The following is a 14,534-nucleotide window of genomic DNA, read 5'->3' as shown; positions in this document are numbered from 1 at the left end:
AATTTTATATCAAAGGTAACTTTATATAAAATGTGCTTCCTTTATCTTTTTCACTGTCGGCATATACTTCGCCTTGGTGATCTTCAATGATTCTTTTAACATAGGCCAATCCCAAACCATGACCTTTGACGTTATGTATATTTCCTGTATGCTCTCTATAGAATTTTTCGAAAACGCGTTTCAGTGCTGCCTTACTCATTCCGCTTCCTTGATCTTGCACCTTTATTACTATGTGATTTTTTACATTTTCTGTAAATACATCGATTTTGGGCGCGTTTGGCGAATATTTTATAGCATTGTCCAAAATATTGACCAATACATTGGTGAGATGCATGTCATTACCCAAAACTTCGGCTCTTTCTGCTTCGAGGTGCATGTTCACATATCCCTTTCGATCTTGAACGATCAAGGAGACATGGGCAATGGCCTCTTTGACTAGGTCGTGCATCAGTACTCTGTCCTTACCGATGTCCAATTGATTTTTTTCAAGTTTGGATATCCTAAGAACGTTCTCTACCTGTGCGTGCATCCTCTTATTCTCATCACGAATCATGCCGAGATAGCGCTTTACTTTATCTTTATCATCGATCACCTTTGGATTCTTAATGGCATCCAATGCAAGATTGATGGTCGCTATGGGCGTCTTAAACTCGTGCGTCATATTATTGATAAAGTCGGTCTTGATCTCCGAAATTTGTTTCTGCTTGATCAACTGGTACAATGCGCTTGAGTATGCGATAACGATGATCAGGGTAAAAATGATGGACAAGAGTGCCATCCAAATGATCTGAGAGATCAAAAACTTCTTTTTCTTTGGAAAGAAAACGACCAGATCGAAGTCGCTATTACCTCGAGAATCCACAAAAAGCGGAATCACATAAGGAACTGATTCTTTCTGGGGAGTGTAGTTGGTGGTTTTTACTTTTGTGGCCAAGCCGTTACTATAAACGCCATATTCATAGTGAGTATCAATGCCTCTGTCCAACAATTCACTTTCCAGCATCAATTCGAGCTTGGTCTTATCCAAGCGTTTGTGAATGGGTTTTTGCTTGGCAACGCGTTCTAGGCTAGCTTCAAATTTTACCTCATCTAAGGCCGAAAGATTTTCGACCCTACGATTTTTTTCCGCAATCGACATATTCCCCATCTCTTCATCGAAAGACTCTGTGATGATCGTGGTGGTCTCCACACTGGAATAATCTTTAACTGTCGCGGTATCTTCTATAGAGCTGTCAAAGAACGATGCAGTGATGTTGTAATCCTCTTCTAAAACACCGTGAGAATACACGTATGTTTTGTTGTTTTGGTCATCCCTGCTTATAAACTGAAATACTTGGGTATAAACGGAATCCTTAGGTATCTTCAAACTATCTACCATCTTGTCTAGCGTGGCATAGTAATCTCGGATCTCATTCTTTCTAATCTTCTCAGATACCGATTTAAGCACCTGATTTACATTCATAGAAAACTGCTCCTCCTTATTGTCTACCGTCGTTTTGATCCAATAACCCTGCACAAAGATGATTCCCATCAACGACAAGCTCATTAACGCCACTAAAGAAATGAATAACCGTTTACTCATTTGGTCAAAATTAAAGGTTTAGCTGCTTGACTGTTTTGGTTTTAACCTAAGGTTAACAAAATTGTTAACAAATTGAAAGAATTATACTACTAAATCCAAAAGTTCTGCATGTATTTTCGCAACTTGTTTTTGGGTATCTTCGAGGAGAACATTGTGGATCACATAATCGGAAAGTGCCGTCTTTTCTTCATCTGTCCATTGGTTAGAAATACGTGCTTCTATCGCGTCTCGTGTGGTATCATCTCTTTCTAAAACTCTAGAAATACGAACTTCTACCGGTGCCATTACGGTAATGATCTTGTCACATAATTTATAGGCATCATTTTCGAATAGGACTGCTGCTTCCTTGATCACGTAGGGAGCCTTTTGTTTCTCTTTCCATCGATCAAAATGATCGCCGACCGCTGGATGTACAATATTGTTCAAGCGAACCAAAAGCTCTTTATCAAAAAATACCTTGGATGCAATATACGATCTATTCAATTCGCCCTCTACATAGGCTTCTGGCCCAAGCAGTTCGATGACCTTATGCTTCACATCCTCTTCTTCATTCATCAATTTCTTGGCCTCGACATCCGCGATATATATCGGAACGCCAAGCTTCTCGAACATTACAGCAACTGTGGTCTTACCACTTCCAATGCCACCCGTTAATCCAACTACCATCATTGTTTGATCAGATAATCTATATCATTGTTCACTATTCTTGGCATACGTGCCTTTTCTGGGGAAGAAACTATGGTTGCCACTAAATTTTGATTTTCATTCAACGATGCAAAATCACATTCAATGACAAATTGTGAAACATTGACCGCTTCCAGGTCTTGAAAGGCCACATTGTAGCGCACCGTTACTTCGGCAGGAAAAAGCTTGACCTCTTTCCCTTCAGGGACATTTTTTAAAGAAATTGGTACGACAACAGACTTCTCGGTAAATCTATCCACCACTCCTTTGGCCACCACGCTGGTCGCAGAAAAATCAAGGCCACCGTAGATGGCTGGAATATCTAAACGCAAAGGCTCCTCGAAATCTTGTGATATTTCCTGTAATTGCTTCTCCTCGGTCGTCAGAAGTTGCAAGCTATCAATGAGATTCTCCGCTCCGGAAACTGTAATGGAATCTGGTTGCAGTTTAATTTCTGAGTAGAGTGAAAACCCTTTTTTGAAATTCACTTCCAGCATGGAGGTCACAGGAATTCGTTTTGTCTTATTAACGCCTAGATCCAAAAAAAGTGAATCCAGTGCGATCCTTTCCAACTTCACATCACCAGGGAGTTGCTGTGCCAATGCATTGAATTGTTCAAAAGTGGTGATGTAATGATTTACTCCTTGTATTTGTGTGGCACCAGACGCGTTTACCTTTACCTTTGGTGGTGTAAAAAGATATCCCAGCATTCGGTAGCCATTAGTGGAAACCAGCAACGGGATCTCAGGGTCATCGCGATTTAGCAAAAGTTTATCCCCTGCTAGTTGACTATAAAGAACTCTGGCGCTTACCACCCCTGTATAGTTCATTGAAAGCTTGGTAATGAACCAGAGTATCAGCGAAACCCCTAAGAAGATCAAGAATATCTTCATTTTCAGTTTTCGCAAGAATTCCTCGAATAGGAAACGCAATATTTGTCTTAACATAGTCATGATTCTCAAGAAACAAATGTAGCGAAACGAAAAAGAAAAGCCACTTTTAAAAGTGGCCTATGACTCGATCGCTCAATGGATCAATCTTCTGAAAATTCTTCTACCACTTCTTGGCTAACTCCGGTATTGGAGAACCCGCCATCGTGAAACAAGTTTTGCATGGTCACTTTTCTGGTTAGATCAGAGAAGAGACTTACCGTATAATCGGCACAATCTTGTGCACTGGCATTACCTAAGGGAGACATTTTTTCGGCGTAATTGATAAAGCCATCAAAACCTTTCACGCCTTTACCCGCGGTCGTTGGGGTCGGTGATTGTGAAATGGTGTTCACCCGTACCTTCTTCTCTTTTCCGAAGAAATATCCGAAACTACGTGCTATAGATTCTAAATAGGCCTTATTATCCGCCATATCGTTATAATCTGGAAAGGTTCGTTGTGCAGCCATGTAGGTCAAGGCCACAATGCTGCCCCATTCGTTCATCGCATCGGCCTTAAAAATGGTCTGACAAACCTTATGAAAAGAGACCGCCGAAACGTCCCATCCTTTAGTAGTCCAATCATATTTCTGATCGGTATAGTGGCGTCCTTTCCTAACGTTCACGGACATCCCAATGGAATGAAGAACAAAATCCAATTTCCCTCCTAGGATCTCCATAGATTTTTGTACCAAATTCTCTAAGTCATCAAGATCGGTAGCGTCTGCTGGGATGATCTCGGAATTGGTCTTTTTGGCAAGCGCATCTATCTGCCCCATTCGCATGGCTATTGGAGCATTGGTGAGAACGAATGTTCCTCCTTCCTCATGAACGCGTTCCGCCGTCTTCCATGCGATCGAATTTTCGTCCAGTGCGCCGAAGATGATTCCTCGTTTGCCTTTTAATAAATTGTATGACATGTGTAGTTGATTAGTTAATTGTATTATGTGGTCAAAGATAGCTCAAAAAGATCTAATTCAATAGTTGTTTAGCATGAGCCATCGCCGCATCTGAAATGGCTTCCCCTCCTAACATCTGTGCGATCTCTACGATACGTTCTTCTGAATTTAATTTTCTCAAATGAGTAGAGGTAATATCATTCTTATCTTCCTTATAGACCTTGAAATGGCTATTCCCTTTGGCCGCAACCTGCGGAAGGTGCGTGATAGAGAATACTTGCATCGTCTCACTCATCATAAGCATAATATCCGCGATCTTATTGGAGATCACCCCGGAAACGCCCGTGTCTATTTCATCAAAGATAATGGAAGGTAAATTGGTATATCTCGAAAGTATGGCTTTGATGGACAACATAATTCGCGATAGCTCGCCTCCAGAAGCAACTTTTTTGAGTTCTCCAAAACTACTCCCCTTGTTTGCAGAAAGCAAAAATATCAATTGATCCTTTCCGTTGGCAAGATACGCATCCTGAAGGGTCACTTCAATTTTAAAACGCGCGTTTTCCATTCCAAGATCGCCCAACATGGACTCTAATTGTGCCTTTAGCTTAGGGATCGCAGCGTTCCGTTTTGCATGGATATCTTCTGCAATAGTATCTAGGACGTTCTCCTTTTGTTCTACCATGGCTTGCATCTCAGAAATTTCTGCTTCTATGTTCTCGGCCTTCCCTACCTTTTCTTCAAGTTGATGCTGAATATGAAGCAATTCTTGTATTTCCTGGACGCCATGCTTTTTCTGCAAGGCATATATCTGTTGTAACCGATCGTTAACGACCGACAACCTCGAAGGATCTGCTTCCAAACCAGCCTGTGCATCCTCTACTTCAGCAAACAGATCATCTAGCTCAATCAGACTGCTATTTACACGCTCGAATAATTCTTTATATCGTATCGAGTAATTCACCAATTTTGAGAGTTCATTTTTGGCCATATTTAGATTGGTCAAAATCCCTATTTGCTCTTCATTGAGCAATGCCATTACGTTGGAAAGGCCTTCGCCTATCTCTTCAATGTTGTTCAGCGTCTCAAATTCAGCCTCTAGTTCGGCGAGCATCCCAGGCTGCAATTTAGCCTCGACCAACTCATTGAATAAAAAGGTATTATAATCGTGCTCTTTTATCGATTCTTGTTGGAAGGATACCAATTCCCTTAATTGCTTCTTCAGTTGTTTATAGGCTTTGCCTTCGCTCCTGTAGCGTTCCAGTTCTTCCGAAACGTCGGCCAACGCATCCAACACCTTGAACTGGAACTGATTGTCCGTCAGCTCTAAGGTCTGATGCTGCGAGTGGATATCGATAAGCTGCACGCCAAGCTCGTTTAGGACGTTGAGCGTCACGGGCGTATCATTTATAAAGGCACGGGACTTTCCAGAGGGAAGAATCTCCCTTCTTAAGATAGTGAGTTCCTCATAATCCAGATCACACTCATCAAAGAACGATCTTAGCACATAATTTTCAATCCTAAACGAGGCCTCGATAATACATTTACGAGATGTATCCTTCAGACTGTTCAGATCAGCTCTTTTTCCCAAAACCAGAGAAAGACCTCCTAACAAAATAGACTTTCCCGCGCCCGTCTCTCCTGTAATGATGGTGAGCCCGTCGGTAAAGTCGACTTTGATATCATCGATCAACGCATAGTTTTTAATAGAAAGTGTAGTCAGCACAGAATAAAGGATACATTATATTAGCATATCAAATATAAGCGAGTTTACAGGATAATCAAACAAGCATTATCAGTTCCTGCTGTTTAGAATTTGATACTTTCCCATTTACTTGCAAAGAAGGGTGCTACCCTATTGAGAATATCCTTTGTTTGTACAATGTTTATCGAAGGACCATCGGAGAAAATTCCTTGTATTTCATCGCTTTTGGCATCAAAGAATATCTGGATCAGGAAAGCGTTTGGTCTGCGATTATTGATAATGTCAAATAGGCGCAAGCTACTAGCGATCTTCTGCTTTGCCTGCTTTGGATTATCGTGCATCCTGTCTAGACCATACCTGTGATATTGATACATAACAGTATGATATTCTTTGAAGGTGTTCGATTTAAGATTGTCGATGAGCCAATAGCGATTCCTTAAGTTTCCGTCTTGATTCCACCCACCAAAACCAGAGGATTGTGCCAAGTTGGCGATCTTCTGGGCTTGGTTAAAATGTTCCCGCCCTCCATTGAGTTGAAAGGTGTCTGCATCGATTCCTAAAATGATGTAAACATAGAATGTAATGACCGATGTAAGATTAGACTCGAAGGTGTTGGGGTTGAATACCAACGGTTGAAACTCGAGGTATCTAAAAGTAAAGTCGCCATCCTGAAAATTCAAGGTCGGCGTCTCGTAGGTAGAACCATATACCGGTCTTGCCGCTTGCACCTGAAGCGTTGCCGTAAATTGATCATTTTGGTATTCGCTTACGTTGATGACCATGCTGCAATTGATCCGTTCTTGAGTGGCGTATTTGGTTTCCGTCCATTTGGTCTTATTCACATAGTCCGTAAGTTCACGCTCCAAGGTCTTGAATATCTGTTGATTGGTCTGATTCACAAAGTCTGAATTTACCGAGACGGTACAATTCAATTCTTGCGCCAAGGCGATATTAGCGCCTGAAAAAAAAATAAGAAGTAGGATGAATTTACGCATTGATATTTTTTAGGATGGTTTTGAATATATCTTGAGCAACCTCAGTTTTGCTTTTCAAGTCAAATTCTTGCACACCTTGCTCCTTGTCGATGATCGTCACTTTGTTGGTCGCTTTCCCGAAGCCTGCGCCTTTGTCTTTCAACGAATTGAGCACGATGGCGTCTAAATTCTTTTTATTGAGTTTGGACTTGGCATTCGCTAGTTCGTTTTCGGTCTCTAACGCAAATCCAACTAAATATTGTCTTTCTTTCTTCTCTCCAAAAGAGGCTAGAATATCCTTGGTTGGCTCGAGATCGATGCGCATGGCGGCCTCATGCTTTTTGATCTTTTGCGCTGCGACATTCTTTGGCCGATAATCTGCTACAGCCGCAGATAAGATGGCAATATCAACAACATCATAGACATCGTGCGCCGCTTTGTACATTTCTTCTGCGCTTACCACAGGGATCACTTCGATTGATGAATGTTCAACAAATTGATGCGTTGGCCCAGTCACCAAAAATACTTGAGCTCCAAGATTAGCGGCTTCTTTTGCCAACTCGAACCCCATTTTTCCAGAAGAATGGTTGCCTATAAAACGAACAGGGTCGATCGCTTCGTATGTCGGACCTGCAGTTATTAGCACTTTTTTATTTCTTAAGGGAAGTTTGCTAAGGATATCTTTGGAGATGAATTCTAAGATGTCCTCGGGTTCGGCCATTCTACCTTCTCCGATCAAGCCACTGGCCAATTCTCCACTGGTTGCCGGAATCATCACATTTCCATAGCGCTCCAATTTTTCAAAATTCTCTTTTGTAGACGGATGTTTGTACATGTCCAGATCCATTGCAGGAGCAAAATATACAGGGCATTTTGCCGAGGCATATACGGCCATTAAGAAATTGTCACAATTTCCCGTCACCATTTTAGACAGCGTATTTGCCGTGGCCGGAGCGATGACCATATAATCGGCCCAAAGACCAAGATCGACATGGTTGTTCCATACAGCATTCTCATTCTCCTCGTCGATGAATGATGACAATACGGGTCTCTTAGAAAGTGTGGATAAGGTAAGCGGTGTGATGAAATCTTTAGCGGCAGGTGTCAAAATGACTTGCACCTGTGCACCTGCCTTTATAAAAAGTCGTACCAAAGAAGCTGTCTTGTATGCGGCGATTCCACCGGTGATCCCGAGAAGGATGTTCTTACCGCTAAACACAGACATGGGTCTAATCTTCTTTTTCGGTATTTCTGTAGTAGATCTTATCTTCCAACCACTCTTGAACCGCTAGTGCGTGGGGTTTTGGTAATTTTTCATAGAACTTTGAAACTTCGATCTGTTCCTTGTTCTCGAATACTTCTTCCAAGCTGTCGTTGTAGGTCGCAAATTCGTCTAGCTTTTCAAGCAATTCCTTCTTGATCTCTGAATTGATCTGCGTCGCTCTTTTCGACACTACGGAAATAGCTTCATAAATATTATCCGTCGGTCTGTCGAATTTGTTCTTGTCAATCGTCGTTGTACTAACTGGGGCATTAGAATTCTTAACGTCCATGCGCGTTGCTTTTAAATTTTATCTTGAATATTTTCTAGTTCCTTATCAATATCGGCTCCCATCTCTTCCACCTCATCCATGTATTCCGATTCACTGTAATAACGAGTAAAGTTATTGTAGGCCAATTTAGCTTCTCTAAGGCGCTCTGGCTTCAGTACTTCAAAACTGTTAATTGCCAAGGTATATGACGAGTGCAATTTGTAGTACAGCGCCTTCTCTCGATAGGGAGTTCCAGGATAGTCGGCAATGAAATTGTCGAATGCCTTGATGGCCGATTTATAATCTCTGATAGTATTATATTGTTTAGCGATCTCAAAGGCCTTTTTCTCCAACTTTACCTGAAGCTCTTGTACCATATTATTGGCCTCGGGCAGATCGGGAGAGTTGGGATAACTATTGATGAACGACTGAAGCTTGTCGATCGCCTGAATCGTTTCTTTTTGGTCTATGCTATATCTCGGTGATAACTGATAATAGCTCTTTGCTCCCAAAAATGCTGCGGTCTCAGCTTTCTCACTTCTTGGATATGATCTTGAAAAACGGTCGAACTGATACCCAGCAAGGTAAAAGTCCTCTGTTTTATAATAAGAATCTGCCATAAAATATACGACTCTTTCTCCTTGAGGTTTGCCCGCAAACTTGGGAGCGATCTGCTCAAAAAGACGGTTGGCCTTTTTGTAATCGCCCTCATTATATAACTTTTCGGCAAGATCGTATTTTAACTTTACATCTGTCGATTTCAATGCATCTTGATACTCGCTGCATGAAGTGCCAAGTACTAGAATGCCGATTAAACAAATTAAATTTCTCATAAATTTAAACATCGGGCAAAATTAGGTATTTAAAGCGGATTTTTAAAAAGTATTTTTGTAATGGCTAAAATAGCGTCCATTTCCTGAGAAAAAATGACTTTATCATACTTTTAACGTTCGATAGCAGTTGTTTTGCTCAACCTTTTATGGTCGAGAGTTGTTACGCCATCTTCATCAAAATAGAAGGCCTTTTCAAAATGTCTGTCCAGTTCGGTTTCGCTCAGCAAATAGGAATGTACTTGATGCACCACTTGATTAAAGGTTTCATCATAGTAACTTGCCAGGATAACCAATTCGGCATTCAGCTTTTTCAATTGCTCCTTAGAAAATTTTGAAAGTGGGCTTTGATCATCGAGCGGATGAACTATGGTCCAAGTGATGGGCATATAGGTAATAGCGTCTCTTTCCAATTGAAGCTGATAGAAACTACGCGAAAATTCTCCATTCTTCTCCTCAGAAATTGAAAGTGTCACTTTTACTCTGGGCTGGATCATTACATTTGTCCTGCGGTTCATCAGACGAAACATGATGGCCTTTCCATTATTGAAGTCACGGTAGATCATATGTTTGCTAAAAACGATACTCGCCCTAGGTTTAGCGAACCTTCCATATAGCAATCCTGTAATGAAAGAAAAACTTAGCAAGCCAATGAGCGCCTCAAATGTCGAGATCCATCCGGCGGCCAGTCCCTTTGGAGCCATAGCGCCATAACCTACCGTAGTTATGGTTTGGGAAGAAAAGAAGAAGGCATTTAAGAAATCCTTCAACACGTCACCACTTGGGGGTATGATGTTCTCGATCCCTGCAATGACATAAAGAGCCGCAAAGATCGAATTGATCACAATATATCCCAACACCACTATAAAAAAGAATCTCCCCCAGGAAATACTGATCAGGTATTTGTAGGCAGAAAAAATACGCCCACGGTGATTGACATGTGCTATGTTGAAAGTCCCATCCTTGTTCACCATTCGCTTGGCATCCGCCACCGATGCCGTACCCAGTCCTGGGTCTATAACTTTTTTAGCCATTGCACACTACCTAATACGTTGATGTTGAAATATAAAAGAAATGGTTCACAAAATCCTTGTGAACCATTGATAAAGTATGAATTGAGTTATAATTTTTCGACGAAGTGTGCTATTCGCTGTTGCAGTCCCTCGCTGGCAGCGACCAATGGTAAGCGTACCGCCGTTCCACATATTCCTCGCTTATTGAGTAGGGCTTTGATACCCGCAGGGTTTCCTTCCTCAAAGATCATATCGATCCCCGACATCATTCGGTACTGGATATCAAAGGCTTCCTTTTCTTTACCCTTCAGCCCCAACCGTATCATCTCTGAAAATTCTTTAGGAATCCCTTCTCCTATCACTGATATGACACCAGCGCCGCCTGCCAAAACCATGGGTAACGCCATCATATCGTCGCCCGAGATCACCATGAATTCTTTTGGGACCTCCCTTAAGATGCGCATGGCCTGCACCATATCGCCTTTAGCTTCTTTAATACCTATGATATTTTTAAAGTCATTTGCCAAACGAACGACGGTAATTGGCTCAATGTTAGAAGCCGTCCGCCCAGGGACATTATAAATGATTACCGGCTTTGAGGACGCCTCAGCGACTTTCTTGAAGTGCTGGTAAATACCTTCTTGCGTCGGTTTGTTGTAGGCGGGAGATACAGAAAGGACAGCCTCGAAATCCGTGAGGTCCGTATTTTGAATCTCATCGACCACCTGCGCCGTATTATTTCCACCGATACCTATGACCATTGGAACCCTATTGTCGTTAGCAGATTTGATCGCTGCCAAGATCGATTTTTTTTCGTCCTTCGTAATGGTAGCGGTCTCTGCGGTGGTGCCAAGAGCCACCAAGTATTCAACACCCCCATCTATGACAAAATTCACCAAGCGTTGGATCGCGTCAAAATCTATGTGCCCGTCATTCTTAAATGGTGTTACGAGGGCCACCCCTGTTCCATGGAGTTTATTCATGGTCATATCTTGTTTAAAATCTCTAAATATTTTTTTAATTCTAAGATAAAATCTTTATAACTTTCTATATCAGAATGAATGATGATGTCGTTCAATGACTCATTTATTCCATAGAAACCCGTCGCAAATGACTTCTTGGTATGCACTGATGCCAATTGCAACCCTATTTTCCCATTGTCATCATAATAGTTGATCAAAAGATCATACGGCTGAAGCAAAAATTGCTTCAGATCTTCCCCGATTACACTTCCCTTCCATCCAAAATCATTATCGCAAAAGGATAGACCAGAAAACTCTTGGGATTGTTTTTTGTCCTCAAAATACGAGATGACGGAAAGCGCGTTCGATTTTAGATTTAGTGCTTCGTATAAAAGATCCAACTTCTCCACAGCAGGAAAACGATCAGCATCCACGATACATCCCACGCGGTCTATTTGTTGGCTCTGTAATCCTTTGTTATCGGCCTTTTTGGCCAATTGACTTTTAATGAATTTCTGAGCAGATTTAAGTTTCAGGCCTTTGAAGATCATCTAACTATTTATTGTCGTGCAAATGTAATTAAAAACCCCTAAGAAATTTTAGTTCACTTTTGATAATTATAAAAATAAAACAAGTTGTTATAAATAGAACAAATTAGCTATGGAAGTCGACTATCATCAGGAAACACCCTATTCAGGATCTCTGAATAAAAAATATTATTTTACGCTAAGCAAGTATCAACAACTGCTCTTTCTTCAGGCCTTCTTTGGGTCTTCCAACTGTACAATTTTAAAAGTAGAAGAGGAAGATAGATTCATCTCAATTAAGAAGTCGACCTCATGCACCAAGACAATAACTTTGTGAGCGTCCCAATTTTATTTGTGAACGTCAGCTTTTCCAGAGATGGGAAGGATCATTCTTAAAAATACTGAAAAAACCTCCTATCTTTACGCAATAACAAATGCTCTAATAAAGTGGTAAAAAACTCATTTAAGTATCTTCTTCCAACGATCTTGATTTGCGTCTTTCTTTCATGTAAGAAAGAGAGCCCCAAAGTTGGGAAGGTCATCGGTAAACAAATCCCTATCGAAGACACTATAGCTACCAATAGCGAGATAGATGAATTTATCGCTCCTTTTAGAGCGCATTTGAATAAGGCCATGGACAGTATTATCAGCTATGCGCCTAAAGATATGCATAAAAAGGATGGGGATTTGGAAACGACGATAGGAAACCTTATGGCTGATATTGTCATCCTTGAAGGGAATCCGATCTTTAATAAACGAACCTCCAAGAATATCGACTTCAGTCTTCTAAATTATGGTGGTATTCGAGCGCCGATCAGCAAAGGTGATGTGACCATGCGCACCGCATATGAGGTGATGCCTTTTGAAAATGCCATTGTGGTTGTAGAATTAGCTGGCAACAGGGTAAAGGAGCTTTTAGAATACCTGGCATCAAAGAAACGAGCGCATCCCGTATCTGGCGTCAAGGTCCTACTGAACGAAGACTACAGTATAAAAAGTTTTGAAATAAACGGGGAGCCTTTTAATGAGCATCGAAATTACTACGTGGCAACCTCAGATTATCTTCAGCATGGAGGGGATAATATGGTTTTTTTTAAAGACCCGGTAAATCTATATAATATCGATTACAAGATACGCAATGCGATGATCGATCATTTTTTAAAGACTGACACCATTCCTGCGAAGCTTGATGGGCGTTTTACAAGACTCAAAACAAAATAGTTTGACAATGAAAAGAAGAGATTTCATTCAACGAACTGCTGCCTCAGGCGCCTTTATATCTTTAGGAGGTATGACCCTTCAGAGTTGTGCGGAGAATACGCAAAAGCACATTACCATCCTACATACCAACGATGTCCATAGCCACATCGATCCCTTCGATGCCAACCATCCTCGAAATCCAAATATGGGAGGCGTTGCAAGACGGGCCACCTTGGTCGAGCGAATCAGAAGGGAAAACCCAAACACCTTATTGCTGGATGCTGGTGACATTTTTCAAGGCACCCCCTATTTTAACTTCTACGGAGGCGAATTGGAATTCAAACTGATGAGCATGCTAAAATATGATGCAGCGACCATTGGCAATCACGATTTTGACAACGGCATCGATGGGTTGTTCGCACAGCTGCCCAATGCAGATTTCGAATTGCTTTCCGCCAACTATGACTTTAAGAATACGGTCATGGATACCGCGGTAAGACCCTACAAGGTATTTGTAAAAGACGATATTAGGATAGGCGTATTTGGCCTTGGGATCAAGTTGGCGGGACTTGTAGACCAACGACTATACAAAGAAACCGTTTATAACGATCCGATTGAAGTGGCGCAAGATATCTCGCGGATACTAAAACAGGACGAGCGTTGCGACCTGATCGTATGTCTTTCACATTTGGGTTATAGCTATGATAATAGTGAAAGGCCGAGTGATCTGCAATTGGCTTCAAAGACCGAAAATATCGACCTCATCATTGGTGGACATACACATACTTTCTTGGACCGTCCCACCATCGTTAAAAACAAGACGGAAAAAGAGATGTTGGTCAATCAGGTCGGGGCTTATGGTATCAATCTGGGGAGAGTGGATTTTTACTTTGACAGCGAAAAAAATATAAAAAATTCAGGAGGTAGGGCCATCGTCGTTTGACGTTATTCGTTCATCCTCTTCAATAAGGATCGAGTCAAATTTTGGGACCTCGATGCTTATGGCGTAATAATAAAGTGCCACCAATGCCAGTATATAAAAAGCTCTGGTAAGCACAATGAGCATAAAGTGAGAGAAGTAATACATTTCTATTCCCCCAATAAGATCGGCTAGAATAAGGGCTACTACCCCAATAAGCATCAACATCGACTTATTGGATCCCGATAACAGGTAATACATGATCGAGCCAAGACCTACTGCGACCAAGGAGATTCCATAGACTACCAGAAAGAAAATGTCAATGGCCAATAATCTTGAACTCATCGATAAGATGGTCGAATACATTAAGTACACACTGAACACAACCAATATCATCACAAAAATATTTGCAACACTCTTTAGTTTCGAGAAGTCCAAATATGGAACGATCGATAGCAGTAGCGAAATAGTTCCTATACTGTAGAAAAGCACCGTCCAGCCAAAAATATCGGTAAGCCCCAAATTCAAAGCTAGCAAAAAACAATGCCCAATTAGAGAAAATATAAGGAAAGAAACAAAACTCCAGCTTATCAATTTCTCTCTATTCAAATACCAAAGAATGATCGAAGGAAGAAGAATTACTCTGCTTAAACGAATTAGAAAAATATCATACATCGCAGATGCTATGACATAAAAAACCAAGGAAGATATAAGCAAGAATGCAAGTAATCTATGTGACTTCATGTGATGGCAGTTACGCCCAAATATACTACACTTT

16 protein-coding genes are annotated in these 14,534 nt (G+C 41.2%); 3 read left to right on the top strand and 13 right to left on the bottom strand.

Going from position 1 to position 14,534, the window contains the following annotated elements; genetic code table 11:
- Positions 1-4: 4 nt before the first annotated feature.
- From ACFQ1M_RS06700 to ACFQ1M_RS06645, 12 genes are all read right to left on the bottom strand, one after another.
- Positions 5-1,582 (bottom strand): sensor histidine kinase, encoded by a 1,578-nt coding sequence (locus ACFQ1M_RS06700; protein WP_386405763.1) that lies wholly within the window; start codon positions 1,580-1,582, stop codon positions 5-7.
- Between the two features lie 81 nt (positions 1,583-1,663).
- Positions 1,664-2,251, bottom strand: coding sequence for a dephospho-CoA kinase (coaE, locus tag ACFQ1M_RS06695; RefSeq protein ID WP_386405760.1), 588 nt, complete (start codon positions 2,249-2,251; stop codon positions 1,664-1,666).
- Positions 2,248-3,213 carry a hypothetical protein gene (locus tag ACFQ1M_RS06690; RefSeq protein WP_386405757.1) on the bottom strand — a complete coding sequence of 322 codons (966 nt, stop codon included), beginning with the start codon at positions 3,211-3,213 and terminating at the stop codon, positions 2,248-2,250. The genes coaE and ACFQ1M_RS06690 overlap by 4 nt, the downstream gene beginning before the upstream one ends.
- 86 nt (positions 3,214-3,299) lie before the next feature.
- Positions 3,300-4,115: an enoyl-ACP reductase FabI gene (locus ACFQ1M_RS06685; RefSeq protein ID WP_386405754.1), complete on the bottom strand. Its 816-nt coding sequence runs from the start codon at positions 4,113-4,115 to the stop codon at positions 3,300-3,302.
- Positions 4,116-4,167: 52 nt separating this feature from the next.
- A complete protein-coding gene (gene recN, locus ACFQ1M_RS06680) occupies positions 4,168-5,820 on the bottom strand; it encodes a DNA repair protein RecN (RefSeq protein WP_386405751.1) in 1,653 nt (550 codons plus the stop codon).
- 83 nt (positions 5,821-5,903) lie between these two features.
- Positions 5,904-6,794, bottom strand: a complete 891-nt coding sequence (porD, locus tag ACFQ1M_RS06675) for a type IX secretion system protein PorD (protein ID WP_386405749.1) — start codon at positions 6,792-6,794, stop codon at positions 5,904-5,906.
- The gene (gene coaBC, locus ACFQ1M_RS06670) at positions 6,787-7,998 is read right to left on the bottom strand and encodes a bifunctional phosphopantothenoylcysteine decarboxylase/phosphopantothenate--cysteine ligase CoaBC (RefSeq protein ID WP_386405746.1); all 1,212 of its coding nucleotides are present in this window, start codon (positions 7,996-7,998) and stop codon (positions 6,787-6,789) included. The genes porD and coaBC overlap by 8 nt, the downstream gene beginning before the upstream one ends.
- 4 nt (positions 7,999-8,002) lie before the next feature.
- Positions 8,003-8,326, bottom strand: a complete 324-nt coding sequence (locus ACFQ1M_RS06665) for a DNA-directed RNA polymerase subunit omega (RefSeq protein WP_386405743.1) — start codon at positions 8,324-8,326, stop codon at positions 8,003-8,005.
- A gap of 11 nt (positions 8,327-8,337) precedes the next feature.
- Positions 8,338-9,138 (bottom strand): outer membrane protein assembly factor BamD, encoded by an 801-nt coding sequence (locus ACFQ1M_RS06660; RefSeq protein ID WP_386405740.1) that lies wholly within the window; start codon positions 9,136-9,138, stop codon positions 8,338-8,340.
- Positions 9,139-9,248: 110 nt separating this feature from the next.
- The gene (locus ACFQ1M_RS06655; RefSeq protein WP_386405737.1) at positions 9,249-10,169 is read right to left on the bottom strand and encodes an ion channel; all 921 of its coding nucleotides are present in this window, start codon (positions 10,167-10,169) and stop codon (positions 9,249-9,251) included.
- 86 nt (positions 10,170-10,255) lie between these two features.
- Positions 10,256-11,131 carry a 4-hydroxy-tetrahydrodipicolinate synthase gene (gene dapA, locus ACFQ1M_RS06650; RefSeq protein WP_386405734.1) on the bottom strand — a complete coding sequence of 292 codons (876 nt, stop codon included), beginning with the start codon at positions 11,129-11,131 and terminating at the stop codon, positions 10,256-10,258.
- A gap of 2 nt (positions 11,132-11,133) precedes the next feature.
- Positions 11,134-11,661, bottom strand: a complete 528-nt coding sequence (locus tag ACFQ1M_RS06645) for a DUF6913 domain-containing protein (RefSeq protein WP_386405731.1) — start codon at positions 11,659-11,661, stop codon at positions 11,134-11,136.
- 109 nt (positions 11,662-11,770) lie between these two features.
- Here ACFQ1M_RS06645 and ACFQ1M_RS06640 point away from each other — a divergent pair, with 109 nt between their 5' ends.
- The 3 genes from ACFQ1M_RS06640 to ACFQ1M_RS06630 all read left to right on the top strand — a co-directional run bounded on the left by ACFQ1M_RS06640 (position 11,771) and on the right by ACFQ1M_RS06630 (position 13,780).
- Positions 11,771-11,974 (top strand): hypothetical protein, encoded by a 204-nt coding sequence (locus ACFQ1M_RS06640; protein ID WP_386405728.1) that lies wholly within the window; start codon positions 11,771-11,773, stop codon positions 11,972-11,974.
- A 110-nt stretch (positions 11,975-12,084) separates the two neighbouring features.
- A complete protein-coding gene (locus ACFQ1M_RS06635; protein WP_386405725.1) occupies positions 12,085-12,858 on the top strand; it encodes a 5'-nucleotidase C-terminal domain-containing protein in 774 nt (257 codons plus the stop codon).
- A gap of 7 nt (positions 12,859-12,865) precedes the next feature.
- Positions 12,866-13,780 carry a bifunctional metallophosphatase/5'-nucleotidase gene (locus tag ACFQ1M_RS06630; RefSeq protein ID WP_386405722.1) on the top strand — a complete coding sequence of 305 codons (915 nt, stop codon included), beginning with the start codon at positions 12,866-12,868 and terminating at the stop codon, positions 13,778-13,780.
- On the opposite strand, the gene ACFQ1M_RS06625 is transcribed toward ACFQ1M_RS06630, so the two are convergent.
- The gene (locus ACFQ1M_RS06625; protein ID WP_386405719.1) at positions 13,754-14,500 is read right to left on the bottom strand and encodes a hypothetical protein; all 747 of its coding nucleotides are present in this window, start codon (positions 14,498-14,500) and stop codon (positions 13,754-13,756) included. The two genes, ACFQ1M_RS06630 and ACFQ1M_RS06625, sit on opposite strands and share 27 nt — an antisense overlap.
- Positions 14,501-14,534: the final 34 nt, after the last annotated feature.

It is taken from the genome of Sungkyunkwania multivorans (assembly GCF_042675645.1).
Classification (GTDB): domain Bacteria; phylum Bacteroidota; class Bacteroidia; order Flavobacteriales; family Flavobacteriaceae; genus Sungkyunkwania; species Sungkyunkwania multivorans.
The sequence above is the reverse complement of the archived record's forward strand: the minus strand, read 5'-3'. Positions and strand labels throughout refer to the sequence as shown.

Bases quoted from the DNA above. Each gene is read 5' to 3' on its own strand.
- ACFQ1M_RS06700 (WP_386405763.1), bottom strand. From the start codon at position 1,582: ATGAGTAAACGGTTATTCATTTCTTTAGTGGCGTTAATGAGCTTGTCG.
- coaE (WP_386405760.1), bottom strand. From the start codon at position 2,251: ATGATGGTAGTTGGATTAACGGGTGGCATTGGAAGTGGTAAGACCACA.
- ACFQ1M_RS06690 (WP_386405757.1), bottom strand. From the start codon at position 3,213: ATGTTAAGACAAATATTGCGTTTCCTATTCGAGGAATTCTTGCGAAAA.
- ACFQ1M_RS06685 (WP_386405754.1), bottom strand. From the start codon at position 4,115: ATGTCATACAATTTATTAAAAGGCAAACGAGGAATCATCTTCGGCGCA.
- porD (WP_386405749.1), bottom strand. From the start codon at position 6,794: ATGCGTAAATTCATCCTACTTCTTATTTTTTTTTCAGGCGCTAATATC.
- coaBC (WP_386405746.1), bottom strand. From the start codon at position 7,998: ATGTCTGTGTTTAGCGGTAAGAACATCCTTCTCGGGATCACCGGTGGA.
- ACFQ1M_RS06665 (WP_386405743.1), bottom strand. From the start codon at position 8,326: ATGGACGTTAAGAATTCTAATGCCCCAGTTAGTACAACGACGATTGAC.
- ACFQ1M_RS06660 (WP_386405740.1), bottom strand. From the start codon at position 9,138: ATGAGAAATTTAATTTGTTTAATCGGCATTCTAGTACTTGGCACTTCA.
- ACFQ1M_RS06655 (WP_386405737.1), bottom strand. From the start codon at position 10,169: ATGGCTAAAAAAGTTATAGACCCAGGACTGGGTACGGCATCGGTGGCG.
- dapA (WP_386405734.1), bottom strand. From the start codon at position 11,131: ATGAATAAACTCCATGGAACAGGGGTGGCCCTCGTAACACCATTTAAG.
- ACFQ1M_RS06645 (WP_386405731.1), bottom strand. From the start codon at position 11,661: ATGATCTTCAAAGGCCTGAAACTTAAATCTGCTCAGAAATTCATTAAA.
- ACFQ1M_RS06640 (WP_386405728.1), top strand. From the start codon at position 11,771: ATGGAAGTCGACTATCATCAGGAAACACCCTATTCAGGATCTCTGAAT.
- ACFQ1M_RS06630 (WP_386405722.1), top strand. From the start codon at position 12,866: ATGAAAAGAAGAGATTTCATTCAACGAACTGCTGCCTCAGGCGCCTTT.
- ACFQ1M_RS06625 (WP_386405719.1), bottom strand. From the start codon at position 14,500: ATGAAGTCACATAGATTACTTGCATTCTTGCTTATATCTTCCTTGGTT.